The following is a 26,873-nucleotide window of genomic DNA, read 5'->3' as shown; positions in this document are numbered from 1 at the left end:
GGCGGGAGCCGGCCTCGTAAACCAATAGAACGCCTGAGTCACGTCGCACAGCATAGCGCCTCAGTTCGCAGGCGGAGCTATTTGAGCCAACTGCTCAGCTGATGAGACGGGCAACGGCAGCTCAACCGTGAAGACTGTGCGGCCGGGAACACTCTCGACGGCGACGTGGCCCTGGTGGGACTGCACCACGGCGTGCACGATCGACAGGCCGAGGCCGGTGCTGCCGGCGGCCCGCGAGCGCGAGCTGTCGCCGCGGGCGAATCGCTCGAAGATGTGCGGCTGCAACTCGTACGGGATGCCGGGGCCGTTGTCGGTGACGCGCAGCACGGCCGAGCCGGGCGTCGAGCTCACCCCGACCGTCACGACCGAGCCCTCGGGGGTGTGCGTGCGCGCGTTGGCCAGCAGGTTGGCCAGCACCTGATGCAGCCGCGCGCCGTCGCCGACGACGATGACCGGCTCCTCGGGCAGGTCGAGCTGCCAGAAGTGCCGCGGCCCGGCGGCGTGGGCGTCGCTGACCGAGTCGACGACCAGCATGGTCAGGTCGACCGGGTCGTGGGCGAGCGGCCGCCCGGCGTCGATCCGGGCCAGCAGCAGCAGGTCCTCGACCAGGCCGGTCATCCGCTTGGCCTCGGACTCGACGCGGTTGAGCACGTGGGCGATCTCGTCCGGGATCGGGGCCCGGCTGCGCCGGCTGAGCTCGGCGTACCCGCGGATGGCGGCCAGCGGCGTGCGCAGCTCGTGGCTGGCGTCGGCGACGAACTGGCGGACCTGGGTCTCGCTGGCGTGCCGCGCCTCGAGCGCGTTGCCGACGTGGTCGAGCATCTGGTTGAGCGCGGCGCCGACCTGGCCGACCTCGGTGCGCGGGTCGGTGTCCCGCTCGGGCACGCGCTGGGCCAGCCGCACCTCGCCGCGGTCGAGCCGCAGCTCGGAGACCCGGGTGGCGGTGGCGGCGACCCGGTCGAGCGGGGCCAGGGTGCGGCGCACGATGAGGGCGCCGGCCCACCCGGCGATGCCCAGGGCGATCAGCACCGCGCCCCCGGTGACCAGGGCGACGCGCAACAGCGTGAAGTTGGTGTTCTTGAGTGAGAGCGCGGTGACCCGGATCGTGCCCTCGTTCGTCGTCTCGGCGATCACCCGGTACGACCCGTAGCCGTCCAGGCCGACCGTCGACTTCTCGCCGTCGACCGGCACGGCCAGCAACTGGGCGCTCGCGACGTCGGTGAGCGTCTTGTAGCGGGTGTCGGGGAAGCCTTCGGTGTTGGTGAACGCCTCGACCATGCCGCCCTCGATGTCGCTCACGCCCGTATAGGTGATCGTGATCGACCCGGGCTCGGCGCCGCGGTACGGGTGCGTGTCGTCGAACGGGAACTGGAATTTGCCCCCGCCCGGTCCGGGCCGGCCGGCCGTGTCGAGCTTGGCGTCGACCTGGGTGTAGAGCGTGTTGCGGAGGAAGAAGAACGCCGTGCCGCCGACGGCCAGGCCCAGCACCGTGAGCAGCACCATGATGATGGCCACGATCCGGGTACGCAGCGGCCAGCCCGCGGGGCTGCGCCAGCGCGAGGGGTGGGTCCAGGTCATCTCAGTCGGCGGGCTTGAGGACATAACCCGCCCCGCGCATCGTGTGGATCATCGGGGCGCGCCCGGCGTCGATCTTCTTACGCAGGTACGAGATGTAGAGCTCGACCACGTTGGCCTGGCCGCCGAAGTCGTAGTTCCACACCCGGTCGAGGATCTGGCTCTTGCTCAGCACCCGGCGGGGGTTGCGCATCAGATAGCGCAGCAGCTCGAACTCGGTGGCGGTCAGCGTGACCAGGTCGCCGCCGCGGCGCACCTCGTGGCTGTCCTCGTCGAGCGTCAGGTCGCCGACGATCAGCTGCGAGTCGGTGCGCATGGGGGAGTGACCCATCCGGCGCATCAGGCCGCGCAGCCGGGCCACGACCTCCTCCAGGCTGAACGGCTTGGTCACGTAGTCGTCGCCGCCCGCGGTCAGGCCGGTGATCCTGTCCTCGACCGAGTCCTTGGCCGTCAGGAACAGCACCGGCACCTCGGGCGACTCGCCGCGCAGCCGGCGCAGCACCTCGAGCCCGTCGATGTCGGGCAGCATCATGTCGAGGACGACGGCGTCGGGGCGGAAGTCGCGGGCGGTGCGCACGGCGGTCTGCCCGTCGCCCGCGCTCTTGACGTCCCAGCCCTCGTAGCGCAGCGCCATGCTGAGCAGCTCGGCCAGCGTCGGCTCGTCGTCGACCACGAGGACCCGGACGGGACCCCCGTCGGGCCGGCGGAGATCGGTGCTGGAATCTGCGTTCGCCATCGTCATGCCCTTACTTTCGCGGGCCACGCTATGCGCTTCCTTTCCCATTCCTGTGTACCACCTGTGGATGCGGCTCACAGGGAGGGCATCAAAACCGCACAGCCGCCTGACACCGTACGCCGGGAAGGTGTTGACCATGACGCAGATGACGAAGCACCTGACGGCAGGCTGGCAGCGGCGCACCGGCCTGGTGGCGCTGGGGGCGGCGATCGCGATGGCCGCGACTTTCGGGCCGGGCACGCTCGGCACCACCCGGCTCGGCGCGAGCGAGGTGGCCGGCTACGCGACGGTGACCGCGGCCGACACAATCACCTCGACCTCGGTGCTGGCCGAGGGCACCTCCGCGGGCCGGGTGCGGGTCAGCCGGTCGTCGTAGCGAGCGCGGCGTCCCGCAGCTCGGCCGCCCCCTGCTTGATCCGCTCGGAGTAGCGCGGCCGCGTCCAGTCGGCCCACTTGACCTGCCCGACCCCCTGGTCGGTGCCCGAGGCGGTGAGCGACACCGTCACCCCGGGACTGATCTGCGTGGTCAGCTTGCCGTTCTTGGGCACGGCCACCCGGTGCGCCGACGGGTCGGCGAAACCCAGCATGGCCCACGGCACCCGTACGGACAGGTCGTCGCCGTCGAGGTGCCACAGCGCCCGGCTGTCGGCCTCCTCGTCCTCGGGGTCCCAGCTGCCGTGCCGCAGTTGCCCGGCGTTCTGCAGCTCGACCGGCAGCTTCGCCTTGATCCGGGGCACGGTCACGGCCCGGTTCACGACCAGCTCGAAGGGCTTCCAGCCGTTCGGGGCCGGGCCTCGTTCGGCGGCCGGCACCGAGAAGTCCAGCCGCATCGGGTCGAGCTGGTTGCGTACGTACGCCTGACCGCTGTGCCCTACCAGGTTGAGCGCGAAAACAGCGTCCGGCCGGCGGTCGCCGCTGCCCGGCATCGGCGCGCCGGTCACACCCGGCAGCACGTCGAAGCTCACCATCATCGTGCCCGGGGGCGAGTCCCCGAGTTTGATCTTCAAATTCAGGTACGCCTCGTCCACCCGCGCGTCGACGTCGGTCGCCGGCCACCCGTCGGTGTCGAGCAGGTGCTGCTCCCCGGCGTCGGGCTGCCCCTGCGGGTCCATCGCGAGCACCCCGAAGCCCTGCTCGTTGGTCAGCGGGTCGTGCCAGAGCTGGCGGCGCTCCGGGTCCTGGACGCCTGCCGTGTTCCAGGTGTAGCGCCACCACTCGTCGGCCCAGCTGAACACGAACCCGGCCCCGAGGCCCTGCTCCCGGATCATGCGCAGCAGGCCGGCGTTGATCCGCATCGCGTCCTGCTCGCTGTGGTCACCCTGAGTGCGGCCCAGGGGAGCGTTGTGGGCCGACCCGATCGCCGACGGCACCCCGAACTCGGTGATCAGCGTCGGCATCGTGGAGTGGTGCCGGCGCAGGTCGGCGAGGTATCCGGCGTACGGGTCGCGCTGCCCGCCGAAGTCGTAGGCGAGCAGGTCCGGCTCGTGCCGCAGGAAGTCCGGATAGAACGGGTACGCGTGGTAGCTGGCGAACGTCCCGGCCGGCCAGTCCGCCGTGGGCAGCACGTGGTTGGCGTCCAGCCCGACCAGGTCCTCCTGCTTGAGCGGCTCCTCGGGGTGGCGCAGCGGGTCGGTGGTGGGCCAGTTCACGAAGGCGATCGGCTGGCTGACCCCGTGCCCGGCGACGAACCCGGCCAGGTCGTTCATTCGGGCGGCGAGCCAGCGCTCGGTCGGCGTCGACTTGGGCGTGTTCCGGAAGTACTTGCCGGTGAACCGGGGCACGTCGGCGTTGCGCTCGTCCGAGGCGACGGCCGCGGCCGGGTCGATCTCGTCGCCGACGATCCAGCCGGCCAGCCACGGCGTGACGTCGGTGGTCCACGTGCCGCCGGCCCGGCCGGGCACCGTCGTCCGGCGGTAGTCGCCCGTCACCACCTGCGCGGCCGCCTGCAGCTCCTGCCGGAACGCGGTGGTCACCCGCTTGTCGAACAGGTTCTTCTTGGCCACGTACGTCTGGTCGGGCAGTGCGACGCCCTGCACGAGATAGAGCGGGCGGTCCGGGTTCGCCTCGTTCCACGCGGCCAGCTGGTCGTAGAACGCGGGCGGGTGGATCTGGTAGATCCGCACCACGCGCAGGCCCAGCCAGCTCATCCCGGCGAACCAGGCCCGATACTGCGCGGCCGAGATCGCGCCCTCGCCGGGCAGGTGGCCGGGCGTGGTGTCACCGAGGTCGACGCCGGGCAGGAAGGTGCGGTCGCCCCCGGCCGTGTGCAGCTCGAACTCCTGCCCGTCGGCGCTCGCCACCATGCGCAGGCCGCCCGCCTCCCGCGGCGCCGCGGCCCACGACGTGCCCTGCGGCGGCGACGGGATCTCGTTCATCCCCGCGATCAGGAAGGCGGGCGAGTCCAGCTGCGGTGCCGCCGCGCCCCCGGCCAGCAGCGCGCACAGGGCCAGCACGAAGAGGCCGATCATGGACGCCCTGAATCGCCCGAATCGTGGACGGGCCGGTGCGGTCACGAGATGGCTCGGAAAGTCCCCCACGCAGGCATTGTCTGACGGCTGAGTTGCTGTATGGGCGGTTTTGTCGGGAAGCTTGGATCATCGGAACACTCGCCGTTGGCCCGTTGTTGTGCCAGCGTTGGGTAGCCGGCGCGAGCGTGGGGAGTGACACGTGGATCTTCTCGAGGAGTACCGCAGGGCCACCTTCTTCTTCGAGTCCGGCGACCCGCTCGGGGCGGCCAAGCTGCTCGAGCCGATAGTCGAGGCCGAACCGCACAACGCGGCCGTGCGCCAGCTGCTGGCCCGGGCCTATTTCAACTCGGCCCAGCTCGGCCGGGCCGAGGCCCAGCTGCGGGCGCTGGTCGAGCACGATCCGTCCGACCACTACGCGCATCACGTGCTCGGCCGCACACTGGAGCGGGACGGCCGCTTCCGCGAGGCGCTGCCCCACCTGCGGCTCGCCGCGGCGATGAAGCAGCATTCGGACTACGAGGACGCATTGCACCGGGTCGAGCAGTGGCTCGGCAAAGCAGAGGACACGCCGTGAAATTGAAGCTCGACCTGCACGACATCTTCAACCGGGGGCAGGAGATCGACCGTGCGCTGCGCGGGATCATCGACGAAGCCGTGCAGAAGAAGGCCAGCACGGTCGAGATCATCCCGGGCAAGGGCAGCGGCGCCCTGAAGAAGAAGGTGCTGCGCTTTCTCGACCAGAAAGAGATCAAGCAGCTCTACCACCGGGTCGAGAAGGACGGCGACAACTGGGGCCGCCTCTTCGTCCACTTCCGCCACAACGAGAGCACGGGCCGCCGCGGTCGCGGTCGCTAGAACGTGTAGGTCTTCGCCACCGCCAGCAGCTCGCTCGTGTGGGAGCCGACGATGCCGACGGCGGCCGGGCGGGACTTGAAGCCGGGCAGTTGGCTCAGGCCGTCGCTGCCGTCCATCGCGCGGAACTTGACCTCGCCGGCGGTGCGCACGGTCAGCGTGACCTCGACGCCGTCGGCCGGTGGGGCGTGGAAGACGAAGCCCCAGCCCCAGGCGCCGTCGATCGGCTCGCGGGCGGGCATCGGGCGGCCGCCCACGGTCGCCGACTCGACCGGCGTCGCGGCCGCCACGTGCAGGGTGATCAGCCGGGCCTGACGCTGCGGTTTGAGCCGGACTTTGAGCGTGCGAGTTTCCCCCGTACGGGTGTCGGACTCGACGGTGAGCAGCGGCGCGGGCAGGCCGGCGGCGGGGGCGTCGCCGGTGCGCACCTGCTCGGGGCCGAACGACGGCAGCGTGTCGTCGACCCGGTGCGGCTCGCCCTGGACGAACTGGCTGGTCCACTGCTGGACCCGGGGCTCGTCGCTGATCCAGCGGGCGGTGCCGTTGTCGGCGTCGAGCGCATACATGAGCTGGGTCAGGGCCGGGCGCTCGGCGTCGAACCGGTCGACCGCCAGCCCGGTGACCGTGCAGACCAGCGCGGCTACGGCGGCGGCCAGCGCGGGCAGCGCCCCCAGGCGGCGGCTGCGCAGGGCCTCGAGACCGCGTTGACCGCCGGCCCGCGGGTGGATCAGGTCGATCACCGGCAGCAGGGCCAGGCCGAGCAGCACGGTGAGGAACGCCCCGGCCGCGCCCAGGCCCATGCCCAGCGCGGGGAACAGCATGATCACCGTGGGCAGCAGGATGACCGTGGCCACGGCGCCGCCCAGAGTCACCGCGACGACCGGAAGCGTTTTGTTGCTCAGCCCCACGGCGAACAGACAGGTCAGTGCGCCGACCAGGGCGGGGATGGCGGCCAGGTAGGAGCCGCCGGGCACGAACGCGGCCAGCACGATGCCGAGGACGGCCAGCCAGCCCAGGCCGGCGATGGCCAGGGCGGCCGGGCCGAGCCGGCGGCGCAGCAGCGCGAACCAGGCCAGCACCACGGCGGCGGAGAGCAGGATGACGGCCACCCGATAGAGCCCCGGGCGATACGGGTCGATCGGCAATTGCGCGTACGGGGGACGGATTTTGGTCAGGACGAACCAGAGGAGCTGGGCCAGCAGCGGCGCCACCACGATCGGGACCAGGGCCAGCGCGCCCGCCTTGAGCAGGCGCCGGCCGCCGGTCAGCCGCCGCCGACGAGCCAGCCAGGCCAGCGCGGCCACCGCGACCAGGGCCAGCAGCGCGATCGGCCAGACCAGCGCGCCGGGATAGCGCACCAGCAGGCCGGGCACGGGGAAATAGGTCGCGTCGCCGCCGTCGGTGGCCGCCAGCGGGGCCAGGTCGCGGCCGCCCAGCTCGCGCGTCACGGCCAGCGTGTTGTCGCCGTGGTGCTGCAGGCTGGCCCGATTCATCGCGGCAGGCACGTCGGTCGGCGCGTGATAGACCGCCGCGCCGTCGATGTAGGCCGCGTTCATGCCGGCGAAGCCCGACTCGCGGAACGGGGTGAAGTCGGTGTCGTTGGGCAGCAGCCGATAGATCTCGACCGCGAATGACGTGCCCACCGGCTTGGGGGCGTGCGCGTAGGCCCCGACCAGGCCACCGTTGCCGGCCGAGGTCTCGAACATGATCGCCGGGCCGCTGCTGCCGCGGGCCTCGATGTTGAGCACCACGCCGCCGTCGCGGGCCAGCGGATGCTGGTCGACGAACGCCTTGGCGCCGCAGAGGCAGGCCTCCTCGCCGTCGGTCAGCACCAGCACCACGTCGTTGCGCAGGCGTGGGCCGGCCAGCAGGGCCCGGGCCGTCTCGAGGATCGTCGAGGTGCCGGCCGCGTCGTCGTTGCCGCCCGGCCCGACCTGCACCGAGTCGTAGTGCGCGACCAGGAACACGCGCCCGGTCGAGCCGGTGCCGGGGATCCGGGCGATCACGTTGCGGACGCGGGCCAGCCCGGCGCCGCCCGCGCTCGCCGACAGCCCGGCGCCCTCGATCGACACCGTGTCCTGCACCTCGGGGGTCAGGCCCAGGCCCCGCAGCGTGGTCAGCAGATGCTCGCGCACCTCGTCGTTGGCCGGGCTGCCGACCGGGTGCGGCCGCTGGGCGATCGCCTGCACCTGCTGGAACGCGCGCTCGGCGCTGAACTCGGCCTCCGGCGCCGAGACGGGCCGGGCCGAGGGCGGCCGGATCGTCGCGAGACCCGCCGCGCCGGCCAGGATCAGCACCACGACAGCGACGACGGCGGCCAGGGCCCGGTGGGCCGGGTCGGTGATCGCGGGAGCACGCATGGGTGTATCTAAGCGGTTGGGTACGACACCGGGTAGTCGGAAGATCGTTTACGGCGTGGCCTAGCGTTGTCGGCGTGAGCACCCCGTTCGACCCCGCCGCGGTGGTGGCCGCCTTCATCGACGCCGTCGCCCCCTACGACCCCCAGCCCGAGGCCGCCCCGGTCGCGATGGTGGGGGTGCGCACTGCCATGGGCGAGGGCGTGTTCCCGGTCAGCGACCACGTCATCCGGGCCATGTGCAAGGCGCTCGCGGCCTATCGCGACCCGGAGGACAGGGGCACCTGCGTCGAGTGCGGCGGACGTCACCTCGACGAGAATCTGCACTGCCGGGAGTGCGGACGGCTGCACGGAATCCTGGGCGAGGTCATCGCGCAGCACGCTCGTCGTGTGGCCGGCGAGGAGGCCACGTGAGAGTGTTGTGCCCCCGCACGCAGTGGTACACGATCAGCGGGACAGGGGCCGGCAGGCGGACGAGTGGGGGTGGGCATGACTGAGCGCTCCGTCGCGCCCCGCGCCCGTGCCGGCACACCGGTCTATCAGGAGCGGCTGAGCGTCCTGCTCGTCGAGGACGACGAGGGCGACGCCTTCCTCGTCCGCGAGCTGCTGCACGAGGCCGACGCGCCCTTCGACCTGCGCGTGGCGACCAGCCTGCGCGAGGCCCGGGGCCTGCTGCGCGGCATCCACTGTGTGCTGCTCGACCTCGGCCTGCCCGACGCCGAGGGCATCGACGGGCTGCGCAAGCTGCTCGCGGTGGCCGGCAGCGCCGCGGTCTGCGTGCTCACCGGCCGCTCCGACGAGCACCTGGGCGTCGCCGCGGTGGCCGAGGGCGCCCAGGACTATCTGGTCAAGGGCCAGGTCGACGGCGTCCTGCTGACCCGGGCGCTGCGATACGCGGTCGAGCGCAAACGGGCCGACGAGAACGCGCAGCGCCTGCGCGAGGTCGAGCTGCGCCAGGCCGAGTCGGCCCGCCTCGAGCGCGGCCTGCTGCCCCAGCCCCTGATGTCCACCGATCGGGTGGCGGTGCACACGTTCTATCGCTCCGGCCGGGCGATGGGCCTGCTCGGCGGCGACTTCTTCGACGTCGTCCAGGTCGGCGACAACAAGCTGCACGTGATCGTGGGCGACGTCTGCGGGCACGGCGTCGACGAGGCCGCGCTCGGCGTCGAGCTCCGGGTCGCCTGGCGCGCGCTGGTGCTGGCCGGGGTGCCCGACGAGCAGATCCTGGCGTCGCTCGAACAGGTGCTGATGAGCGAGCGCCGGGCCCGCGAGATCTTCGCGACCGTGGCCGCGGTGACGATCGACCTCGACGTCAACCGGGCCGTCGTCCGGCTGGCCGGCCATCCCCCGCCGGTGCTGCTCGGCGGGGGCCGGGTCGGCCCGGTCGAGGCCCGCACCGGGATCGTGCTCGGGGTCAGCCCGCGGCCCACCCCCGCCACCGAGGTGGAGTTGTCCGGAGATGACTGGTCCCTGCTGATGTATACCGACGGCCTGATCGAGGGCCACACCGGCGAGGGCAACGAGCGGCTCGACGTGTCCGGCCTGTGCTCGCTGCTCGACGAGCCCGCCGCCCGTACGGTGCCGCTGCCCGCGCTGCCGGCCTGGCTGGTCGGGCGGGCCGAGCACGCCAACGGCGGCCCGCTGGCCGACGACGTGGCCATGCTGCTGATCTCGCGGGGGAATGGCCGATGAGCAGCCTTTTCGACCTGCGCACCTGGACCCTGCGGCGGCGCATCCTGGCGCTCTGCATCACCGTCGGCGTCCTGCTCAGCGCGCTCGGCGTGTTCGCCTTCATCACCGCCGCGCAGAACAATCGCCAGCTCGACGACGTGCTCGACCGGGCCAGCCCGATGCGGGCCGCGGGCGAGGCGCTCAACACGGCGTACGTCGATCAGGAGACCGGCATCCGCGGTTTCGCGATCACCGGCCAGGAAGCCAACCTCAAGCCGTACACGCAAGGCATCGCGGACGAGGAGCGGCTGCTCGGCCGTATCAACCAGCTCCTCGACCCGGACGACACCGACATCCGGGACGCGCTACGGGTGGTGCAGCAGCGGGCCGACGAGTGGCATCGAGAGGTGGCCGACCCGGTGATCGCGCTCATCCGGGCCGACGGCACCCAGGCCGGGCAGGAGCGGCTGAGGGGCACGTCGACCGAGCGGTTCGACGCGTTGCGCGGCGCCATCGCGACGATGCAGGACGACATTCAGGTGATGCGTGCCGCCGCGGCCGAGCAGGCCAAAGCCAGCAGCCGCACCATGGTGGCGATCCAGATCGCCGCCGCCGCGATCATCATCCTGGCCGGCTCGGCATTGATCCTCGTGCTCGACCGGATGGTCAGCCGCCCGGTCACCGACCTCGCCCAGCAGGTGCGCGAGGTGGCCGACGGCGATTACGACAAGCACATCACCAGCAGCGGCTCGCCCGAGCTGGCCGCCCTGGCCGGCGACGTCGACGGCATGCGGACGAAGATCGCCGCCGAGCTGACCGAGGTCCGTGAGGCCCGGGCCCAGATCGAGTGGGTCAACGACCAGCTCAAGGTGCAGGCCGAGGAGCTGACCCGGTCCAACCGCGACCTCGAGCAGTTCGCCTACGTCGCGTCGCACGACCTGCAGGAGCCGCTGCGCAAGGTGGCCAGCTTCTGCCAGTTGCTGCAACGCCGGTACGCGGGACAGCTCGACGAGCGCGCCGATCAGTACATCGCGTTCGCGGTCGACGGCGCCCAGCGGATGCAGCGGCTGATCAACGACCTGCTCGCGTTCTCGCGGATCGGCCGGCTCACGGCCGGGTTCACCGACGTGCCCCTCGATCGGGTCCTGACCGAGGTGAAGTCGCAGCTCGAGCCGCGGGCCGGCGAGGACGCCGAGATCAGCTGGTCCGGGCTGCCGACCGTCGAGGGCGAGGAGCCGCTGCTCACGACCCTGTTCGTCAACCTGATCGGCAACTCGCTCAAGTTCCGCCGGCCCGACGTGCCGCCCGTGATCCGGGTCAGCGCCGAGCGCGCGGACGACGAGTGGCGGATCAACGTGCGCGACAACGGCATCGGGATCGAGGCCGAGTTCGCCGACAAGGTCTTCGTCATCTTCCAGCGGCTGCACGCCCGCGACGCGTACGAGGGCACCGGCATCGGTCTGGCGATCGTCAAGAAGATCGTCGAATATCATGGCGGACGGATCTGGCTCGATCTCGACGCCGAGGTCGGCACGTCGATCTGGTTCACCCTTCCGGTGCTGCCGGGCGCCCCGGCCGACGAGGAACCCCAGGCACCGACGCAGGAGACGAGAAAAGAGGTCACGGCATGACGGCTCCCATTCGGGCCGACGGCACGCCGATCGAGGTGCTGCTGGTCGAGGACGACCCGGGCGACGTGCTGATGACCCAGGAGGCGTTCGAGGAGCACAAGGTCCGCAACCGGCTCAACGTCGTCTCCGACGGGGCCGAGGCGCTGGCCTACCTGCGGCGCGAGGGCGACTACGCGAACGCCGTCCGCCCCGACCTGATCCTGCTCGACCTCAACCTGCCCAAGCGGGACGGCCGCGAGGTGCTCGAAGAGATCAAGAAGGACGACGAGCTGGGCCGCATCCCGGTCGTCGTGCTCACCACCTCGGCCGCCGACGAAGACATCCTGCGCAGCTATCAGCTGCACGCCAACGCGTACGTGACGAAGCCGGTCGACTTCGAGCGGTTCATCACGGTCATCCGGCAGATCGACGAGTTCTTCGTCAGCGTCGTGAAGCTGCCGCCGCGTGCTTGATCAGGTCGGCGAGCTCATCCGGGAGGTCGCGGCCACCGTCGTGCTGCCGCGCTTCCGTCACCTGTCCACCGACGAGATCGTCCAGAAGGCGCCCGGTGACCTGGTCACCATCGCCGACAAGGAATCCGAGCAGGCGCTCACCCGCGGCCTCACCGCCCTGCTGCCCGGCTCGATCGTGGTCGGCGAGGAATCGGTGGCGGCCGATCCGCGCGTGCTCGACCGGGTCGGTGCCGGCGGTGCGGTCTGGATCGTCGACCCGGTCGACGGCACCAACAACTTCGCGGCCGGCAAGACCCCGTTCGCGGTGATGGTGGCCCTGCTGCGCGACGGCGAGCCCGCGGCCTCGTGGATTCTCGACGTGGTGGGCGACCATCTCGTGGTGGCCGAGGCGGGCTCGGGCGCCTACCGCGACGGCGTACGGGTCAAGACTCGCACCGACGACCCGGGAGCGGCCGGTCTGCGCGGCGTCGTGGCCACTCACTACCTGCCGGAACGCCTGCGGGTGGTGGCGTCGGCCAACCAGACCGCGCTCGGCGAGGTGACCCGGGGCAAGCACTGCGCGGGCTACGAATACCCCGCGGTCGCGGTCGACGAGCAGCAGTTCGCCCTGTTCTGGCGGATCCTGCCCTGGGATCACGTGCCGGGCTCGCTGATCGTCCGGGAGGCGGGCGGCACGGTGCTGCATCTGGACGGCTCGTCCTACCGCCCGACCGACAGCGAGCGTGGCCTCCTGGTCGCCGCGAACGACGACATCTGGCGTACGGTCCGCGACACGCTCTTTCCCGACACCTCGATCCTGTAGGGCACATGTCGGCGTACCTGGAAAGCGTTTTCGGTCTGGCCGGCCGCACGGCGATGGTCACCGGCGGCAGCTCGGGCATCGGCCGGGCCATGGCGATCGCGCTGGGGCGGGCCGGCGCGCGGGTGCTGCTGGTGGCGCGGCGGCCCGGGCCCCTGGCCGAGGTGATCGGCGAGCTGCGCGGGTTCGGCGCCGAGGGCCACGCGATCGAGGCCGACCTGGCCGAGCGCAAGGCCGTCACCGTCCTCATCGAACAGACCCTGCAGTCGTACGGGGCTCCGGACATTCTGGTCAACTCGGCCGCGGTCAATCGCCGCCCGCCGCTCGACGAGCTCACCGAGGACGACTGGGACGTCACCATGGCGGCCAATCTCACAGCCCCGTTCCTGCTCGGGCAGGCGTTCGGGCCGCGGATGGCCGAGCGCGGCTGGGGCCGGATCATCAATGTGGCGTCGCAACAGGCCTTCCGCGCGTACGGGAACAGCGGGGCCTACGGCGCGTCCAAGGCGGGTCTGGTCGGTTTGACCAGGTCGCAGGCCGAGGCGTGGTCGGCCCGGGGCGTCTGTTGCAACGCGATCGCGCCCGGAGTGGTGCATACGCCCCTGACCGAACCGGTCTTCGCGGATCCGGCGGTCGTCGCGAAGCACGCGGCCCGCGCCATGATCGGCAGAAACGGCGTACCGGATGATTTCGGGGCGTGTGCGGTCTTTCTGTCCAGCGCTGCCGTCGTCGCCGTGACGGGCCAGACACTCTTCGTCGACGGCGGTTACTCCGCCAGTTGATCGATCTGCCGCTTCCCTGCGTATCACGGTAGAGTCTGCCCGCGCTGACGATGGGGAGGTATCCGTGGCGGCGGTTTTCCAGCGCCGGCTCAGTGCTGTGCTCGTGCTGATCGTGGCGGCATGCGCGCTCGTGCTGACGGCTACGTCGGGTTCGGCCTACGCCGATCCGGACGAGGGCGACGACAAGACGCTGCGCAGCGCGCTCGAATCCGCGGCCAAGGGCCAGGCGGTGGCGATCCAGAAGCTCAACGCGTCGAAGAAGCGGGCCGTGGCCCTGCAGAAGACGGTCGCGCAGGCGACGGCCGGGGCCAAAGCCATGGAGAGCCAGGTCAACGAGATCGCGGCCCGGTCCTACCGGCTCGGCCGGCCCAGCACCGCCTCGATGCTGCTCGACTCGACCTCGCCCGACGTCTTCCTCGAGCGCATCCAGCAGCTCGACATGATGGCCCAGCTCGACGGGCAGGTCCTGGCGCAATATCGCGCGTCGCTCGACAAGGCCAAGGCGGCCAAGGCGGCGATCGACAAAGAGGTCACCGAGCAGACCAAGCAGGTCGCCGCGCTGGGCAAGAAGAAGAAAGAGGCCGAGCGCGCGCTGGCCAGTGTGGGCGGCGGGCAGGTCGCCGGCGGCTTCGTCGGGGTCAACTCGCCGCTGGCCAAACCGGCCCCGCGCAACTCGGACGGCTCCTGGCCCGACGAGAAGTGCACTGTCGACGACCCGACCAGCACGGGCTGCCTGACGCCGCGCACCCTGAACGCCTACCAGCAGGCGAGGGCCGACGACTTCACGCGCTACACGGTGTGCTGGAGTCAGCGCAACTCCGGCGAGCATCCCAAGGGCCGGGCGTGCGACATGTCGTCCAACCGCACGACATACAAGAACTCGCCCGCGACCGGCGACGACAAGGCGTACGGGGATCGGCTCGCCGCCTATTTCGTGAAGAACGCCGACCGGCTGGGCGTGATGTATGTGATCTGGTTCCGGCAGATCTGGCTGCCCGGCGACGGCTGGAAGAGCTACAGCGGCAGCGGCGGGGCCTCGGCCGAACACACCAACCACGTGCACGTCTCCATGCTTTAGCGCGGCTTTTCCCGGCGGTCAGCTTCCTTCCAGGTGGCGGCGGCTAGCATCCGGCGAATGGAAACCCCGCCCCGTGCGCTTCCGTCCGGTCTGGCCACCGCCCTGGTTTTCGGCACGAGCGGGGCCGTGCTCGTCCTCGAGATCGTCGCGCTCCGGCTCGTCGGGCCCTACGTCGGCGTGACGCTGCAGGTGAGCAGCTCGGTCATCGGCATCGCGCTGGCCGCCATCGCGTACGGGACGTGGCTGGGCGGGCGGCTCGCCGACCGCTACGACCCGCGCTCGCTGCTCGTGCCGGCGCTGCTGCTCGGCGCGATCTTCACGGCCGTCACCCTGCCCCTGGTCCGCTTCGGCGGCGAGATCCTGCGGGGCGGGGCCGCGCCGGCCGTGCTGCTGCTCGCCGCCCTGGCCGTCCTCCTGCCCGCCTTCATCCTCTCGGCGGTCACCCCGTTGGTGGTGAAGCTGCAGCTCAGCGATCTCAACCGGACGGGCTCGGTGGTCGGGCGGCTGTCCAGCATGGGCACGCTGGGGGCGATCACGGCCACGCTGGCGACCGGGTTCATCTTCGTGGCCGCGGTGCCGTCGAGCTGGATCATCATCTCGCTGGCGGTGCTGCTCGCGCTGGCCGGCGCCGGGCTGGCCTGGTGGCTGCGCGGGCGCGGCGGGGCGGCCCTGCCCGGCAAGCCCCGCACCCGGGCCGTGCTGGTGTCGGTGGGGCTGGTCGGGGCGGGGCTCGGGGTGGCGTCGCCGAACCCGTGCGACGTCGAGACGGCCTATCACTGCGCCCGGGTGCAGGCGGATCCGGCCGAGCCCCGTGGCCGCGAGCTGATCCTCAACTCGGCGCGCCACTCGTACGTCGACCTCGACAACCCGCGCAACCTCGAATTCGCGTACATCCAGTGGATCGGGGCGGTGGCCGACGTGCTGCCGGCCGGTCCGGTCGACGCGCTCCACCTCGGCGGGGGCGGCTTCACGATGCCCGATTACGTGCGGGCGACCCGGCCCGGCAGCGACCAGCTGGTGATCGAGCTCGACGGCGGGCTGGTCGAGCTCGACCGGTCGAAACTCGGGCTCAAAACCGGACCAGACCTTCGCGTACGGGTGGGGGACGCGCGCGTGGGCGTGGCCGACCAGCCGTCCGGGTCGTACGACTTCGTGGTCGGCGACGCCTTCGGGCACCTGACCGTGCCGTGGCACCTGGCCACGCGCGAGATGGCGCAGGAGATCGCCCGCGTGCTGCGCCCCGGCGGGATCTACGTGCAGAACGTGATCGACTACCCGCCCGACCGCTTCATCCGCGCCGAACTGGCCACGGTGGCGGCGGCCTTCCCGCACGTCGCGGTGATCAGCAGCCGCGAGGCCCTGGACGGCGAGGTGGGCGCCAACTTCGTCATCATGGCGTCGGCCAGCCCTCTACCGTCTTCCGAGGTCGCGCGCCGAGTCTCCCAGGTCGAAGATCCAGCCGTCCTACTGACCGGCGCGGAGCTGGGCGCCTTCATCGACAACGCCCGCATCCTGACCGACGACTACGCCCCGGTCGACCAACTACTGGCCGGCTAGCCGCCCGCTCCGCCCGCCTTTACCGCTCGCCGCCTGGCCGCTGCTCCACCCGCCTTTATCGCCCGCCGCCTGGCCGGGGCCTGGCCGCCGCCTGCGCCCGCCCGCCTTCGTTTCTGCCGTGCCGCAGCCCCTGCCCGCCCCATCCGCCTGCCGCCCTTGCCGCTCGGCCCGTGCCCCCGCCGCGCCCGTGCCCCCGCCGCGCCCGTGCCTCCCGCCGCGCCCTGCCCCCGCCGCGCCCTGCCCTCGTTCTTGAAAGTGAGTACTCACTTACCAAGTGGGGACGGACTCGACCTGCGCCCCGCCGCGCCCTGCCCTGTCTTCCGCCCTGCCCTCGCTCCTGGAAGTGAGTACTCACTTACCAAGTCGGGGCGGGCTCGGTGGCGGTCACATCGCTAGGGAGAAGCCTGTTTCGCCGGTGGCCTTGGTCGTCGGGGTCGGGCCGGGGCTCTTCGTCGGCGAGCCGACCCGCTTCTGGGGTGTGCCGTTCTTGCGGGCACCGCGCTCGGCCCCGGCGCCGTGCTGGAGCGACGGGCGGTTGTGCCGGGGCTCGCTGATCTCGGCGGTGCCGGGCAGCGCCGGGTTCTTGCGTTCGTGGCGGCTCACCGGCATGTTGGCCAGCACCTCGGCCCGGCATTTCACGCCGTCGACGGCGAACGTCAGCGGCAACGGGTTGTAGTCGCGGTATTCGCCACGCAACGTGAAGGACTTGAGCTTGCCGTGACCCTTCGCGGTCACCTTGCGACCCTTCTGGGTGACCGCCTTCGAGGGCCCGGTGAGCTGCTGACTGCCCGGATAGAGAAACTGCACCCGCCACGAGCTCTGCGCCAGTTCCTCGGTGGTAGCCACGGTCAACTGGGCCTCGTAATCCCGGCCCGAATCCCGCCGCAGCTGATAGCGCACCGCGCACCCGCCGTCGTCGCTCGGCCCGGCTGCCACCACCCCGGAGCCGGCCGCTTGCGCCTCCTGCACGTCCGGGGTGTCGCGGGTCGTCGCCCAGCTGATCCCGGCCGTCGCCACCAGGGCCAGCGTCATGAGCGCGGTCTGCACCCGATGCCGCCCGCGCAGGAACCCCAGCGCGTCCCCGGTGAGCATGCCGCCGCCCATCCGGCCGCCCTCGAACAGGCCGCCGCCCAGCGGTCGCACCTTGCCGAGCCGCAACGCCGCCCCGATCTTGAGTCCGGCCCGCAGCCGCAGCATCCGGGTGGCTGGTCGCGGACCCGGCGTCCCGCCTGGCAGGCCGAGATAGGCCAGCAGGACCCGGCCCAGACCGGGCCGCCGCCGCGGCACGACCGCGGGCGGATAGGCGGCGCCTCGCACCGGCTCCGGCGCGTCGGCCGCCCGCTCGGTGACCGGCGGGATGATCGGTTGCACGCCGACGATCACGGCCAGGTCGCGGGCCACGTCGGCCGCAGTGGGACGGTCGGCCGGGTCCTTGGTCAGGCAGCGCAGGCACAGGTCGGCGACCGACTCGGGCATGCCCGCGATCGAGGGCAGCGGCTCCGGGTCGGCGTACAGGTGCGCGCGGAGCGCCTCCGACGTGGTCTCGGCGGGCCACGGCAGGCGACCGCTGAGCGAGCGGTAGAGCAGCAGCCCGAGCGCGTAGACGTCGGCCGTCGTGGAGACCTGTGAGCCGCCGAGCCGCTCCGGCGCCAGATAGGCCGGGGTGCCGAGCAGGCTGCCGTCGGGGGCGGCGTCGCACTGGCCGACGATCGCCGAGATACCGAAGTCGACCACCTTGGCGCCGCCGCCGGTCAGCATCACGTTGGCCGGGGTGACGTCGCGGTGCACGACGCCCCGCGCGTGGGCGGTGGCCAGGGCGGACGCGACCTCGACGGCGACCGTGACCGCCTGCCGCCAGGGCAACGGCCCCTGCCGCGCGAGCCGCGAGGCCACCGACTCGCCGTCGTTCAGCTCCATCACCACGTACGGGAGGGAAAAGCGCTCGTCGAGAGGTGACTCGCCGAAGTCGAAGATCCCCGTGATGTGGGGGTGGGCCAGGCGGGCCGCGGCGAGCGCCTCCTGCCGCATGCGGTCGCGGAACATCTGATCGCCGGCCAGGCGCGGCGAGAGCACCTTGACGGCGACCGGGCGGCCGAGGGTCTCGTCGTGGGCGCGCCACACCTCGGACATGCCGCCGGTGCCGAGCTTCTCGACGAGCCGATACCGGCCGATACGGAGCGACCCGATCTGCCCTTTTCGCTCCGTCCGCCCCATGTGCCGATTGTGACCCGAGGGACGGGCCGCTCGAAGGCGTCCGGGGAAACCCGTAACGCTCGTGCCCAGATGCCGGGATTGCCGATACTCTGACCGGCGTCGCTCGGGAGGGAGTTCGCATGCAACGCACCTCGGTGAAGGTCTTCGCCTCGACGCGAGGGCGCTAGGGCTTCCTAGCCGTCACTCCTCGCCTCGGGGCAGTCGCCTTCGACTGTTTCCTTTGCTCGAGGAGCTCTTTTGCGTGCCCTTTTCGCCGCACCGCTGGGTGCGGATTTCTGGAAACTCTGGACCGCTTCCGCCGTCACCAACGTGGGCGACGGCATCACCATGGTCGCCGGCCCCCTGCTCGTCGCCTCGCTCACCTCGAACCCGGCCGCGGTGGCCGGGGCGGTCTTCGCCCAGCAGCTTCCCTGGCTGCTGTTCGCCCTGATCAGCGGGGTGTGGGCGGACCGCCTGGACCGGCGCCGGCTGGTCGTGGCGGTCAACATCATGCGCGCGGCGGCCCTGGCCACCCTGGCCGTCGCGGTGGCCTCGGGGATCGCCTCGGTTCCGCTCATCCTGGCCGTGTTCTTCCTGCTCGGCACCGGTGAGACCCTGGCCGACACGGCCGCGGCCGCCTTCGTCCCGGCGATCGTGAGCGAGCCGCTGCGGCCACAAGCCAATTCCCTCATGTACGCCAATTTCAACGTGCTCAATCAGTTCGCGGCCAAGCCGTTGGGCGGTTGGCTGTTCGTCGTGGCCGCGGCGGTGCCGTTCGCCGTCAACGCCGTGACGTTCGCGGTCTCGGCCGCTCTGATCGCCGCGATCCGTGCCGTCGGGCCGCCTTCACCTACTACTTCCACATGCTCGGCGCGGCCGGGCCTTGGAGCGGAGATCGCCGAGGGGGTGCGGTGGCTGATGCGGCACCGCCTGCTGCGCACCCTGGCCGTCACGATGGCGGTCGGCAACGTCGTCTTCTGCGCCGCCTTCGCGATCTTCGTTCTCTACGCCGGTCAGCGCCTGGGCCTGAACGAGGTCGGCTACGGAACCCTCCTCATCTCCTTCGCGGCCGGCGGCTTCCTGGGCACCCTGGCCGCCCCCGCCCTGATCCGCCGCTTCGACGCCGCGCCGCTGCTCAGGCTGGGGCTGCTGATCGAGGTCGCCCTGCACGTCACCCTGGCCCTGACCCGGGAATCCCTGGCCGCCGCGGCGATGATCGTCGTCTTCGGCATCCACACGACGGTCTGGGGCGTAGTCGTCACCACCCTCCGCCAACGCGACGTCCCGCCGGCGATGTTCGGCCGGGTCACCAGCGTCTACTCCTTCCTGGACCTGGGCGGCGCGGCCCTGGGCTCGCTGTCGGGCGGCCTGGTGGCCACCGCGTACGGCTTGGTCGCGCCGTATTGGGCCGCGGCGATCGCCATGGCCCTGGTGGCGGCCGCCGCCTGGCGTCCGCTGAGGTCCGCCACGCTCAAACCCGTCCCGGCCGGCTGACGAACGCGGGGAGCGCCGGCAGCCAGTCGGCGCTCCCCGGCTCGACCGGGGCGTGGGGTGGCGCGCGCGTCGATAGGGTTGAGGCATGTCGAGGCTTGCGGTGGTCAGCGGGGGCGGTACCGGGATCGGTCGCTCGACGGCGGGAATGCTCGCCGGCGAGGGCTACGACGTGATCGTCGTCGGCCGCCGTCCCGAGGTGCTGGAGGAGGCGATCGCCTGGATCGGCCCGCAGGCGTCAGCGGTCACCGCCGACGTCTCCGACCCCGCCCAGGTCGCCGCCGTGGTCGCCGCGGTCGGCGATCGCCCCGTCGACGTCCTGGTCAACAACGCCGGCGCGTTCGTCTCCGGCGACGGTTCCACTCTCGACGCCGTGGCCACCCGGTGGCGGGCCAACTTCGACTCGAACGTCCTGACCGCCGTGCTGCTGACCACCGCCCTCCTGCCCAGCCTGCGCCGCCCCGGCGGCCGCATCATCCTGACCAGCTCGATCGCCGCCCAGCGCGGTGGCGGCGGTCCCTATTCCGCCGCCAAGGCCGCCCTCCACGGCTACGCCCTCGACCTGGCCACCGACCTCGGCGCGGAAGGCATCACCGCCAACGTCATCGCCCCCGGCTACGTCACCGACAGCGAGTTCTTCGCCGGCCGGATGACCCCCGAGGGCCACCGCGCCCGGGTCGACGCGACCCTGCTCAAGCGGCCCGGCGAGCCCGACGACATCGCCGAGGCCGTCCGCTGGCTGGCCGGCCCCGGCGGTCGCTACGTGACCGGCCAGATCATCAACGTCAACGGCGGCTCGGTCCTCGGCCGCTGACGCGCCCCCGAGCCGGCCGCCGGCGCTACTTCGCGCCGCCGGTGAAGCGGCCCTCGCCCTCCCGGTTGGGCCGGAACCGCAGCCCGGACCAGTTGTCGTCGATCGCGACCTGTCCGCACGGGCGCATGTCGTAGTCGGCGACGATCGGCCACAGCGAATCCCGGTTGATGTCGGCCTTGTTGCCCTTGGGGTAGGCCACCCAGAACACCCCCGGCTTCGCCAGGTCGGCCTGGTGCTCGTCGAGCTTCTCGCGGGTGCTCGCGGCATCGGAGACGAAAAGCACTGCCGTGCTCGCGGTGGCCAGCGCGTCGACCTCGCGAACCCCCTCCGGCATCGGCGTCAGCAGCGCTACGTGAGCGGGATCCGACAGCCAGACCGTGGAGTTCGGCTTGATCAGCAGCTTCTCGGCGATCGTCTTCGACATGAACCGAGCCTCGCACCGACAAGAAAAGTTGTCAACGACCTGCCAGGCTTCCAGCAGGCTCATGACCGGATTTCGGAGCAGCGTGCCGGCGGTCCTGGGCCCACCGATCAGCAGGCGCCGGTAGAAGCGCTGAGGTGGGCCGTCGACATGCTCGGGTGCCGGTTTGATCCCATGACTCCGCCGGCGATGCGGTGGCGTCGCGCGGGCCGGAAGCGGAGCGTAACGGCCGGACCGGACGCGCCTCAGGGCCACGCCGCCGGTCGGCCTGGTCGTGGGGCGGTGGCGCGGAGCCTCCTCGGCGGCGCCGCCCTCATCCCGTTCGACGAGGCGCAGGGGTCGGTCCGGAAGGCCGGGCCCCAGTCGCACCAGGGGCAGGGGATTGCCCATGAAGTCGAAGAGGTCGGGGCGGACCTGTGTCTCCGCCGACGCTTGAACACGGCGGCGCCGGCGGCGACCCAGTGCTGGGCCTTTGCCGGTGGCGGCCTGACGGGCTGACCGAGAGGGACTGGACTGACGGGACACGGCTCGCTCCTTGCTCGGGGGTGCGGAGGCGAGCCCGATTCTGGGTCGATCCGTCCCGGCGCCGCGCAAATTTCCCGACTGCCTGTGGACAACGAGGCTGCCTGTGGATAACCCGAGTTCTGTCGGACGGGGCTGATAGACATGCCGGGTGACCGAGACCCGAGCGACAGCCGAGCAAGCCACCGCAGCCGACCGCGCCGCCGTGCGTGAGCGGGCCGAGGCGGTGCTGCGCCGGCTCGCCGGTGATCACGCGGTGCTCCGCGAGGATCAGTGGCGGGCGATCGAGGCGCTCACCGTCGACCGCAGGCGGGTGCTCTGCGTGCAACGTACTGGATGGGGCAAGTCCGCCGTCTATTTCGTGGCGACCGCCCTGTTGCGAGACACCGAGGGCGCGGCGGCCGGTCCCACGGTCATCGTCTCCCCGCTGCTCGCCCTCATGCGCAACCAGGTCGACGCCGCGGCCCGCGCCGGCATCCGGGCCCGCACGATCAATTCGGCCAATCTCGACGAGTGGTCCGAGATCGAGGAGGAGATCCGCGCCGGCCAGGTCGACGTGCTGCTGATCAGCCCCGAGCGGCTCAACAACCCCGACTTCCGCGACAACGTGCTGCCCGGCCTGGCCGCCGAGACGGGCCTGCTCGTGGTCGACGAGGCCCACTGCGTCTCCGACTGGGGTCACGACTTCCGCCCCGACTATCGCCGCCTGCGCACGTTCCTGGCCGGCCTGCCGAGCCGCACGCCGGTGCTCGCCACCACCGCGACGGCCAACTCGCGGGTGACCGCCGACGTGGCCGAGCAGCTGGGTGACGCGCTGGTGCTCCGGGGCCCGCTCGACCGCGACTCGCTGCGCCTGGCCGTGCTCGAGCTGCCCAATCCCGCGCACCGGCTGGCCTGGCTGGCCGACAATCTCGACCGGCTGCCCGGCTCCGGCATCATCTACACGCTCACCGTGGCCGGCGCGACCGAGACGGCCGATTTCCTGCGGTCGCGCGGGTTCCCCGTGGCGTCGTACACGGGCCAGGTCGAGGACGCGGATCGTCGCGCGGCCGAGCAGGACCTGCTGGACAACAAGATCAAGGCCCTGGTCGCCACGTCCGCGCTGGGCATGGGCTTCGACAAGCCCGACCTCGGCTTCGTCGTGCACCTGGGCGCCCCGCCGTCCCCGATCGCCTATTACCAGCAGGTCGGCCGGGCGGGCCGCGCCGTCGAGCACGCCGAGGTCGTGCTGCTGCCCGGCAAGGAGGACGCCGCGATCTGGCGCTACTTCGCCTCGCTGGCCTTCCCGCCGGAGGATCAGGTGCGCTCAGTGCTGGCCAACTTGTGGTCCGACCGCCCGACGTCCACGCAGGCGCTCGAGCCGCTGGTCGACCTGCGCCGCAACCGCCTCGAGATGATGCTCAAGGTGCTCGACGTCGACGGCGCTGTCCGGCGGGCGCGGGGCGGCTGGCTCGCGACCGGGGAGCCGTGGACCTACGACACCGCTCGCCTGCGCCGGGTCGCCGAGGCCCGGGCCGACGAGCAAAAGACCATGATCGAGTACGCGGTGACGAGCCAGTGCCGCATGGAGTTCCTCCGCCGCTGCCTGGACGACCCCGAGGCCACGCCGTGCGGGCGCTGCGACAGCTGCGCCGCCCCGCTGTTCGACGCCGAGGTGTCGGCCGCCTCGGTCGCCGCCGCCGACGCGTTCCTGGGCCACCCCGGCGTGGTCGTCGCCCCCAAAAAGATGTGGCCGACCGGCCTGGCCGCGGTGGGCGTCGGCCTCAAGGGCAAGATCCCCGTCGGCGAGCAGATCGAGCCCGGTCGCGCCGTCGGCCGGCTCTCCGACCTGGGCTGGGGCAACCGGCTGCGGGGGCTGGTCGGCCCCGAGTCGCCCGACGCGTCCATCCCCGACGATCTCGCGGGCGCCGTGGTCGAGATCCTCAAGGACTGGGCGCACGGCGACGACGCGTGGGCCCTGCGACCGGCGGCGGTGGTCGCGGTCTCGTCGAGCCGCCGGCCCGAGCTGGTCGGTTCGCTGGCCGCGCACATCGCCAAGATCGGGCGGTTGCCGCTGCTCGGCACGGTCGAGGTGACTCCGAACGCGGAATCCGACGGGCGGGGAAACAGTGCCCAGCGGGTCCGGGTGCTGCACGACGCCTTCACGGTTCCGCCCGAGGTGGCCGCCGAGCTGCCCGGCCTGTCCGGCCCGGTCCTGCTCGTAGACGACCTGGTCGACTCCGGGTGGACGATGACGCTGGCCGGCCGCGCCCTGCGCCGCGCCGGGGCCGCGGGGGTGCTGCCGCTGGCGTTGGCGGTCGCGGGCTGAGCCTGTCCCGGTCGGGGGCGTGGCGGGATGGATACGGGGAGGGGGTATGCTGGCGTCATGTCCGATGAGTCGACGCCGCAGCACGGTCCGCATGGCTATTCGGGGGACAAGGCGGCACTGCTCGGGCGCCTCAGGCGCATCGAGGGGCAGATCCGTGGGCTCCAGCGGATGGTCGACGAAGACACGTATTGCATCGATGTGCTGACGCAGATCTCGGCCGCCAAGAGCGCATTGCAGGCGGTGGCGGTCGGGCTGCTCGAGGATCACCTGGCCCACTGCGTCGTCGACGCGGCGCGAGCCGGGGACCCGACGGCCAAGGTCAAAGAGGCGTCGGACGCGATCGCCAGACTCGTCCGTTCCTGAGCGCTCCGGAGGCTTACTGCCATGGCTGTGACCAGCACCTACACCGTGACCGGCATGACCTGTGGGCACTGCGTGCAGGCGGTGACCGGGGAGTTGTCCGCCCTTCCGGGTGTCGACGCCGTGCAGGTCGACCTCGCCTCCGGCGCGGTCACGGTGACCAGCGACGCCCCGCTCGAGGACGAGGCGGTGCGGGCCGCGGTGGACGAGGCCGGCTACGAGCTCGCGAATGCCTGACGACCCACACCGCGACGACCGCCCGGCCGGCGGCACCACGGCGACCGACGAAAAGCCGATGACCACGGCGGTGGATGAGACGCCGGTGGGGGATCGGGCCGGGTTCCGGCTGGCCGCCTTCGGGGCGGTGCTCGTGGTGGTGCTGTTCGCGGGCTACGGGCTGGGCCGGCTCAACAACTCGACGGTCTCGGCCTCGGCCCCACCCACGGCCGGGACGCAAAGCCCCGGCGCGATGCCCGGCATGGTCATGGACGAGAGCCAGCCGCACACGCACAACTCCAGCGGCACGGTCAGCCAGCCCGGCAGCACGACGATGCCGATGGGTGCCTCAGTCGGCGGCCTGTCGTTGAGCTCGGACGGGCTCACGCTGGTGCCCGAGACGACCAGTTTCGCGGCCGGGCAGAAGCAGCGGCTCGCGTTCCGGGTCGCCGGGGCGGGCGGGGCGCCGGTCACGACATACGCGGTTGTGCACGACAAACCCCTGCACCTGATTATCGTGCGGCGGGATCTGACCGGCTTCCAGCATCTGCATCCCAGCATGGCGGCCGACGGCACCTGGGGCATCGACCTCACGCTGGCCGAGCCGGGGATCTACCGCATGATCGCCGACTTCACCGCGATCGTCGGCGGGCAGCAGATCGCCACCACACTGGGCGGCGACCTGACCGTGGCGGGCGACTACGCGCCACGGGCACTGCCCGGCCCGGGGCGGACCGACAAGCCGGACACGTTCACGGTGTCGTACGAGGGAACTCCCAACACCCAGGCCACCCAGCCGCTGCTGATGACCGTGACCGGCGCCGACGGCAAGACCGCGAAGCTCGACCCGTATCTGGGCGCGTTCGGCCACCTGGTCGTGATGCGGCAGGGCGACCTGGCCTACGTGCACGTCCATCCGGAGGCGACGCTGGTCGACGGCAAGGTCAAGTTCTGGCTGACCGCGCCCAGCCGCGGGACTTACCGGATGTTCTTCGACTTCCAGGTGGCCGGCCAGGTGCACACCGCGGCCTGGACCGCCACGATCGAATAGGGCCACGACCTACGGGAGCATCTTCTCCAACGCCGGGGTCACGCCCCACTCGGAGGTGAGGGCCTCGTACTCCGCCCGCTGCGCCTCGGTGGGCGGTGCGGCGGTGCGGCGGGCCCGCAGCAGCAGGTTGCGCGGGGTGTGGGCGGAGTCGATGAACTCGACGACGTCGACCTTGTAACCGTTCAGGCGCAGCAGCGCGGCCCGCAGCGAGTCGGTCAGCACGTCGGCGAAGCGCTCGCGCATGATCGCGTGCCGGGTCAGCTCGCCGAACGGGGCGGGGGCCGGACGGCCCTTGAGCTGGGCCGCGATGTCGTGGTGGCAGCACGGCGCGGCCAGCGTCCACTGCGCCTGCCAGTCGACGGCCCGGGCCAGGGCCTGGTCGGTGGCGGTGTCGCAGGCGTGCAGGGCGAGCACCAGGTCGGGCGCGAACGGCAGCTGCGCGTCCTCGATCGTGCCCGCCACGAACGTCACGTCCTCGGCGCAGCCCAGCGAGGCGGCGACGGCCGTGTTGCGTACGCGCTGATCTTCCCGGACGTCGACTCCCACGACCTGCACCGAGTCGACCCGCTCGGCCAGGTATCGGTAGGCCGCGAACGTCAGGTAGGCGTTGCCGCAGCCCAGGTCGACCACCCGCAGCGACGAGGGCAGCGACTTGGGCAGCGTGGCCGCGAGCGCCCGGAGGAACGCGTCGATCTGGCGCCGCTTGGCCGCGTTGCCGCCGATCACCTGGAACAGCGGATCGCCGGGATCGAGCAGCCACTGCTTCTGCCGATCATGATCTTGCGAGGGGGTGGGGGCCTTGCCGGGGGAGGCCGCGACGAAGGGGGAGGCCGCCGCGACGGAGGGGGAGGCCGCCGCGACGGAGGGGGAGGCCGCCGCGACGGAGGGGGAGGCCGCAGTGGTGGAAGAGGCAGCGGAGGGGGAGGCCGCAGTGGTGGAAGAGGCAACGGAGGGGGAGGCCGCAGCGGTGGAAGAGGCAGCGGAGCGGGAGGTCGCAGCGGTGGAAGAGGCGGCAGGGATCGAGGACGCGGCAGAAGGGGAGGCGGCGCGGGCCGAGGGCGCGGAGGAGGCGGCGGCGGGGGCCGAGGAGGCAGCGGGGGGAGCGGCGGCGGCTCGGTGAACCTGGGCGTCGCCCTTCTTGGTTACTCGGAGTTGCAGCGTCACTTCCGCGGTTTCGACGTGCCAGTTGCCGAACGGCTGGGCCAGCAGCTCGTCGACCGCTGTCGCCGCTGCGGGGCCCGCGGCGGCGTTGCGGGTGAAGGGGCGGGCGCCGTCGTCCGTCACGATCTGCAAGTGCGGGCCACCCCTGAGTGTCACCGGGCGCAGCTCGGCCCGGGTCACCGAAGGGGTGAATCCGCGACGGCGGCCGGCCGCCACGGCACGGGTCAATCCGGGGCTCAGCAGCAGTTCCCGGACTTCGGCCAGGGCGGAGTCGAGCGGTTGTGGCATAGCTCTATTCTGCCTCGCGCCGCTCGGTAACGATCGCCGCGTAAGATCCCCGCCCACACGCGGCGTGAGGACCGCCGTCGGTGGCAAGTGG

The 26,873-nt window shown here is 71.9% G+C and carries 24 protein-coding genes; 17 read left to right on the top strand and 7 right to left on the bottom strand.

Annotation, left to right across the window (positions count from 1 at the left end):
• Nucleotides 1-60 precede the first annotated feature (60 nt).
• Entirely contained in the window at nt 61-1,578 is a 1,518-nt protein-coding gene (locus JKJ07_RS22960) for a sensor histidine kinase (protein WP_202993750.1), read from the bottom strand.
• Between the two features lies 1 nt (nt 1,579).
• Nucleotides 1,580-2,317, bottom strand: coding sequence for a response regulator transcription factor (locus tag JKJ07_RS22955; protein ID WP_202993749.1), 738 nt, complete (start codon nt 2,315-2,317; stop codon nt 1,580-1,582).
• A 130-nt stretch (nt 2,318-2,447) separates the two neighbouring features.
• Here JKJ07_RS22955 and JKJ07_RS22950 point away from each other — a divergent pair, with 130 nt between their 5' ends.
• Nucleotides 2,448-2,687: a hypothetical protein gene (locus JKJ07_RS22950; RefSeq protein ID WP_202993748.1), complete on the top strand. Its 240-nt coding sequence runs from the start codon at nt 2,448-2,450 to the stop codon at nt 2,685-2,687.
• Here the strand turns inward: JKJ07_RS22950 and JKJ07_RS22945 are convergent.
• Nucleotides 2,671-4,779 (bottom strand): hypothetical protein, encoded by a 2,109-nt coding sequence (locus JKJ07_RS22945; RefSeq protein ID WP_236029681.1) that lies wholly within the window; start codon nt 4,777-4,779, stop codon nt 2,671-2,673. The genes JKJ07_RS22950 and JKJ07_RS22945 overlap by 17 nt on opposite strands.
• A gap of 199 nt (nt 4,780-4,978) precedes the next feature.
• On the opposite strand from JKJ07_RS22945, the gene JKJ07_RS22940 reads away from it, so the two are divergent.
• On the top strand, nt 4,979-5,353 hold the full coding sequence (locus JKJ07_RS22940) for a tetratricopeptide repeat protein (protein ID WP_202993746.1): 375 nt from the start codon (nt 4,979-4,981) through the stop codon (nt 5,351-5,353).
• Nucleotides 5,350-5,634, top strand: coding sequence for a Smr/MutS family protein (locus tag JKJ07_RS22935; RefSeq protein ID WP_202993745.1), 285 nt, complete (start codon nt 5,350-5,352; stop codon nt 5,632-5,634). The genes JKJ07_RS22940 and JKJ07_RS22935 overlap by 4 nt, the downstream gene beginning before the upstream one ends.
• Here the strand turns inward: JKJ07_RS22935 and JKJ07_RS22930 are convergent.
• Nucleotides 5,631-7,991, bottom strand: coding sequence for a M28 family peptidase (locus JKJ07_RS22930; protein WP_202993744.1), 2,361 nt, complete (start codon nt 7,989-7,991; stop codon nt 5,631-5,633). The genes JKJ07_RS22935 and JKJ07_RS22930 overlap by 4 nt on opposite strands.
• Before the next feature lie 74 nt (nt 7,992-8,065).
• On the opposite strand from JKJ07_RS22930, the gene JKJ07_RS22925 reads away from it, so the two are divergent.
• The 8 genes from JKJ07_RS22925 to JKJ07_RS22890 all read left to right on the top strand — a co-directional run bounded on the left by JKJ07_RS22925 (nt 8,066) and on the right by JKJ07_RS22890 (nt 15,957).
• Nucleotides 8,066-8,401, top strand: a complete 336-nt coding sequence (locus JKJ07_RS22925) for a hypothetical protein (protein WP_202993743.1) — start codon at nt 8,066-8,068, stop codon at nt 8,399-8,401.
• A gap of 75 nt (nt 8,402-8,476) precedes the next feature.
• Nucleotides 8,477-9,679: a PP2C family protein-serine/threonine phosphatase gene (locus JKJ07_RS22920; protein ID WP_202993742.1), complete on the top strand. Its 1,203-nt coding sequence runs from the start codon at nt 8,477-8,479 to the stop codon at nt 9,677-9,679.
• Nucleotides 9,676-11,289 carry a sensor histidine kinase gene (locus JKJ07_RS22915; RefSeq protein WP_202993741.1) on the top strand — a complete coding sequence of 538 codons (1,614 nt, stop codon included), beginning with the start codon at nt 9,676-9,678 and terminating at the stop codon, nt 11,287-11,289. Before JKJ07_RS22920 ends, JKJ07_RS22915 begins: the two co-directional genes overlap by 4 nt.
• Nucleotides 11,286-11,741, top strand: a complete 456-nt coding sequence (locus JKJ07_RS22910) for a response regulator (RefSeq protein ID WP_202993740.1) — start codon at nt 11,286-11,288, stop codon at nt 11,739-11,741. The genes JKJ07_RS22915 and JKJ07_RS22910 overlap by 4 nt, the downstream gene beginning before the upstream one ends.
• The gene (locus JKJ07_RS22905) at nt 11,734-12,543 is read left to right on the top strand and encodes an inositol monophosphatase family protein (RefSeq protein ID WP_202993739.1); all 810 of its coding nucleotides are present in this window, start codon (nt 11,734-11,736) and stop codon (nt 12,541-12,543) included. Before JKJ07_RS22910 ends, JKJ07_RS22905 begins: the two co-directional genes overlap by 8 nt.
• A 5-nt stretch (nt 12,544-12,548) precedes the next feature.
• Nucleotides 12,549-13,322, top strand: a complete 774-nt coding sequence (locus JKJ07_RS22900; protein WP_202993738.1) for an SDR family NAD(P)-dependent oxidoreductase — start codon at nt 12,549-12,551, stop codon at nt 13,320-13,322.
• Between the two features lie 64 nt (nt 13,323-13,386).
• A complete protein-coding gene (locus JKJ07_RS22895) occupies nt 13,387-14,400 on the top strand; it encodes a coiled-coil domain-containing protein (protein ID WP_202993737.1) in 1,014 nt (337 codons plus the stop codon).
• 57 nt (nt 14,401-14,457) lie between these two features.
• The gene (locus tag JKJ07_RS22890) at nt 14,458-15,957 is read left to right on the top strand and encodes a fused MFS/spermidine synthase (protein ID WP_202993736.1); all 1,500 of its coding nucleotides are present in this window, start codon (nt 14,458-14,460) and stop codon (nt 15,955-15,957) included.
• A gap of 384 nt (nt 15,958-16,341) precedes the next feature.
• On the opposite strand, the gene JKJ07_RS22885 is transcribed toward JKJ07_RS22890, so the two are convergent.
• Nucleotides 16,342-18,171, bottom strand: coding sequence for a serine/threonine-protein kinase (locus JKJ07_RS22885; protein ID WP_202993735.1), 1,830 nt, complete (start codon nt 18,169-18,171; stop codon nt 16,342-16,344).
• A gap of 237 nt (nt 18,172-18,408) precedes the next feature.
• On the opposite strand from JKJ07_RS22885, the gene JKJ07_RS22880 reads away from it, so the two are divergent.
• Together JKJ07_RS22880 and JKJ07_RS22875 are read left to right on the top strand one after the other, a co-directional pair.
• Nucleotides 18,409-19,644 carry an MFS transporter gene (locus JKJ07_RS22880; protein ID WP_202993734.1) on the top strand — a complete coding sequence of 412 codons (1,236 nt, stop codon included), beginning with the start codon at nt 18,409-18,411 and terminating at the stop codon, nt 19,642-19,644.
• An 85-nt stretch (nt 19,645-19,729) separates the two neighbouring features.
• Nucleotides 19,730-20,455, top strand: a complete 726-nt coding sequence (locus tag JKJ07_RS22875; RefSeq protein ID WP_202993733.1) for an SDR family NAD(P)-dependent oxidoreductase — start codon at nt 19,730-19,732, stop codon at nt 20,453-20,455.
• Between the two features lie 25 nt (nt 20,456-20,480).
• Here the strand turns inward: JKJ07_RS22875 and JKJ07_RS22870 are convergent, their stop codons facing one another.
• The gene (locus JKJ07_RS22870; protein ID WP_202993732.1) at nt 20,481-20,879 is read right to left on the bottom strand and encodes a hypothetical protein; all 399 of its coding nucleotides are present in this window, start codon (nt 20,877-20,879) and stop codon (nt 20,481-20,483) included.
• Between the two features lie 670 nt (nt 20,880-21,549).
• On the opposite strand from JKJ07_RS22870, the gene JKJ07_RS22865 reads away from it, so the two are divergent.
• The 4 genes from JKJ07_RS22865 to JKJ07_RS22850 are packed head-to-tail and all read left to right on the top strand — an operon-like array spanning nt 21,550 to nt 25,333.
• A complete protein-coding gene (locus JKJ07_RS22865; RefSeq protein ID WP_307834352.1) occupies nt 21,550-23,706 on the top strand; it encodes a RecQ family ATP-dependent DNA helicase in 2,157 nt (718 codons plus the stop codon).
• 57 nt (nt 23,707-23,763) lie between these two features.
• Nucleotides 23,764-24,069, top strand: coding sequence for a metal-sensitive transcriptional regulator (locus JKJ07_RS22860; protein ID WP_184953800.1), 306 nt, complete (start codon nt 23,764-23,766; stop codon nt 24,067-24,069).
• 21 nt (nt 24,070-24,090) lie between these two features.
• The gene (locus tag JKJ07_RS22855) at nt 24,091-24,303 is read left to right on the top strand and encodes a heavy-metal-associated domain-containing protein (RefSeq protein ID WP_202993731.1); all 213 of its coding nucleotides are present in this window, start codon (nt 24,091-24,093) and stop codon (nt 24,301-24,303) included.
• Nucleotides 24,296-25,333 (top strand): DUF8832 domain-containing protein, encoded by a 1,038-nt coding sequence (locus JKJ07_RS22850; RefSeq protein WP_236029680.1) that lies wholly within the window; start codon nt 24,296-24,298, stop codon nt 25,331-25,333. The genes JKJ07_RS22855 and JKJ07_RS22850 overlap by 8 nt, the downstream gene beginning before the upstream one ends.
• 9 nt (nt 25,334-25,342) lie before the next feature.
• Here the strand turns inward: JKJ07_RS22850 and JKJ07_RS50010 are convergent, their stop codons facing one another.
• A complete protein-coding gene (locus JKJ07_RS50010; RefSeq protein ID WP_236029679.1) occupies nt 25,343-26,782 on the bottom strand; it encodes a class I SAM-dependent methyltransferase in 1,440 nt (479 codons plus the stop codon).
• Between the last annotated feature and the right edge of the window lie 91 nt (nt 26,783-26,873).

It is taken from the genome of Paractinoplanes lichenicola (assembly GCF_016785085.1).
GTDB lineage: Bacteria > Actinomycetota > Actinomycetes > Mycobacteriales > Micromonosporaceae > Actinoplanes > Actinoplanes lichenicola.
Note: the sequence above shows the minus strand (reverse complement) of the source record. Positions and strands in the feature narration are given on the sequence as shown.

Bases quoted from the DNA above. Each gene is read 5' to 3' on its own strand.
- JKJ07_RS22915 (WP_202993741.1), top strand. From the start codon at position 9,676: ATGAGCAGCCTTTTCGACCTGCGCACCTGGACCCTGCGGCGGCGCATC.
- JKJ07_RS22855 (WP_202993731.1), top strand. From the start codon at position 24,091: ATGGCTGTGACCAGCACCTACACCGTGACCGGCATGACCTGTGGGCAC.
- JKJ07_RS22950 (WP_202993748.1), top strand. From the start codon at position 2,448: ATGACGCAGATGACGAAGCACCTGACGGCAGGCTGGCAGCGGCGCACC.
- JKJ07_RS22885 (WP_202993735.1), bottom strand. From the start codon at position 18,171: ATGGGGCGGACGGAGCGAAAAGGGCAGATCGGGTCGCTCCGTATCGGC.
- JKJ07_RS22890 (WP_202993736.1), top strand. From the start codon at position 14,458: ATGGAAACCCCGCCCCGTGCGCTTCCGTCCGGTCTGGCCACCGCCCTG.
- JKJ07_RS22850 (WP_236029680.1), top strand. From the start codon at position 24,296: ATGCCTGACGACCCACACCGCGACGACCGCCCGGCCGGCGGCACCACG.
- JKJ07_RS22945 (WP_236029681.1), bottom strand. From the start codon at position 4,779: ATGATCGGCCTCTTCGTGCTGGCCCTGTGCGCGCTGCTGGCCGGGGGC.
- JKJ07_RS22920 (WP_202993742.1), top strand. From the start codon at position 8,477: ATGACTGAGCGCTCCGTCGCGCCCCGCGCCCGTGCCGGCACACCGGTC.
- JKJ07_RS22875 (WP_202993733.1), top strand. From the start codon at position 19,730: ATGTCGAGGCTTGCGGTGGTCAGCGGGGGCGGTACCGGGATCGGTCGC.
- JKJ07_RS22870 (WP_202993732.1), bottom strand. From the start codon at position 20,879: ATGTCGAAGACGATCGCCGAGAAGCTGCTGATCAAGCCGAACTCCACG.
- JKJ07_RS22930 (WP_202993744.1), bottom strand. From the start codon at position 7,991: ATGCGTGCTCCCGCGATCACCGACCCGGCCCACCGGGCCCTGGCCGCC.
- JKJ07_RS22960 (WP_202993750.1), bottom strand. From the start codon at position 1,578: ATGACCTGGACCCACCCCTCGCGCTGGCGCAGCCCCGCGGGCTGGCCG.
- JKJ07_RS22910 (WP_202993740.1), top strand. From the start codon at position 11,286: ATGACGGCTCCCATTCGGGCCGACGGCACGCCGATCGAGGTGCTGCTG.
- JKJ07_RS22955 (WP_202993749.1), bottom strand. From the start codon at position 2,317: ATGACGATGGCGAACGCAGATTCCAGCACCGATCTCCGCCGGCCCGAC.
- JKJ07_RS22900 (WP_202993738.1), top strand. From the start codon at position 12,549: ATGTCGGCGTACCTGGAAAGCGTTTTCGGTCTGGCCGGCCGCACGGCG.
- JKJ07_RS50010 (WP_236029679.1), bottom strand. From the start codon at position 26,782: ATGCCACAACCGCTCGACTCCGCCCTGGCCGAAGTCCGGGAACTGCTG.
- JKJ07_RS22860 (WP_184953800.1), top strand. From the start codon at position 23,764: ATGTCCGATGAGTCGACGCCGCAGCACGGTCCGCATGGCTATTCGGGG.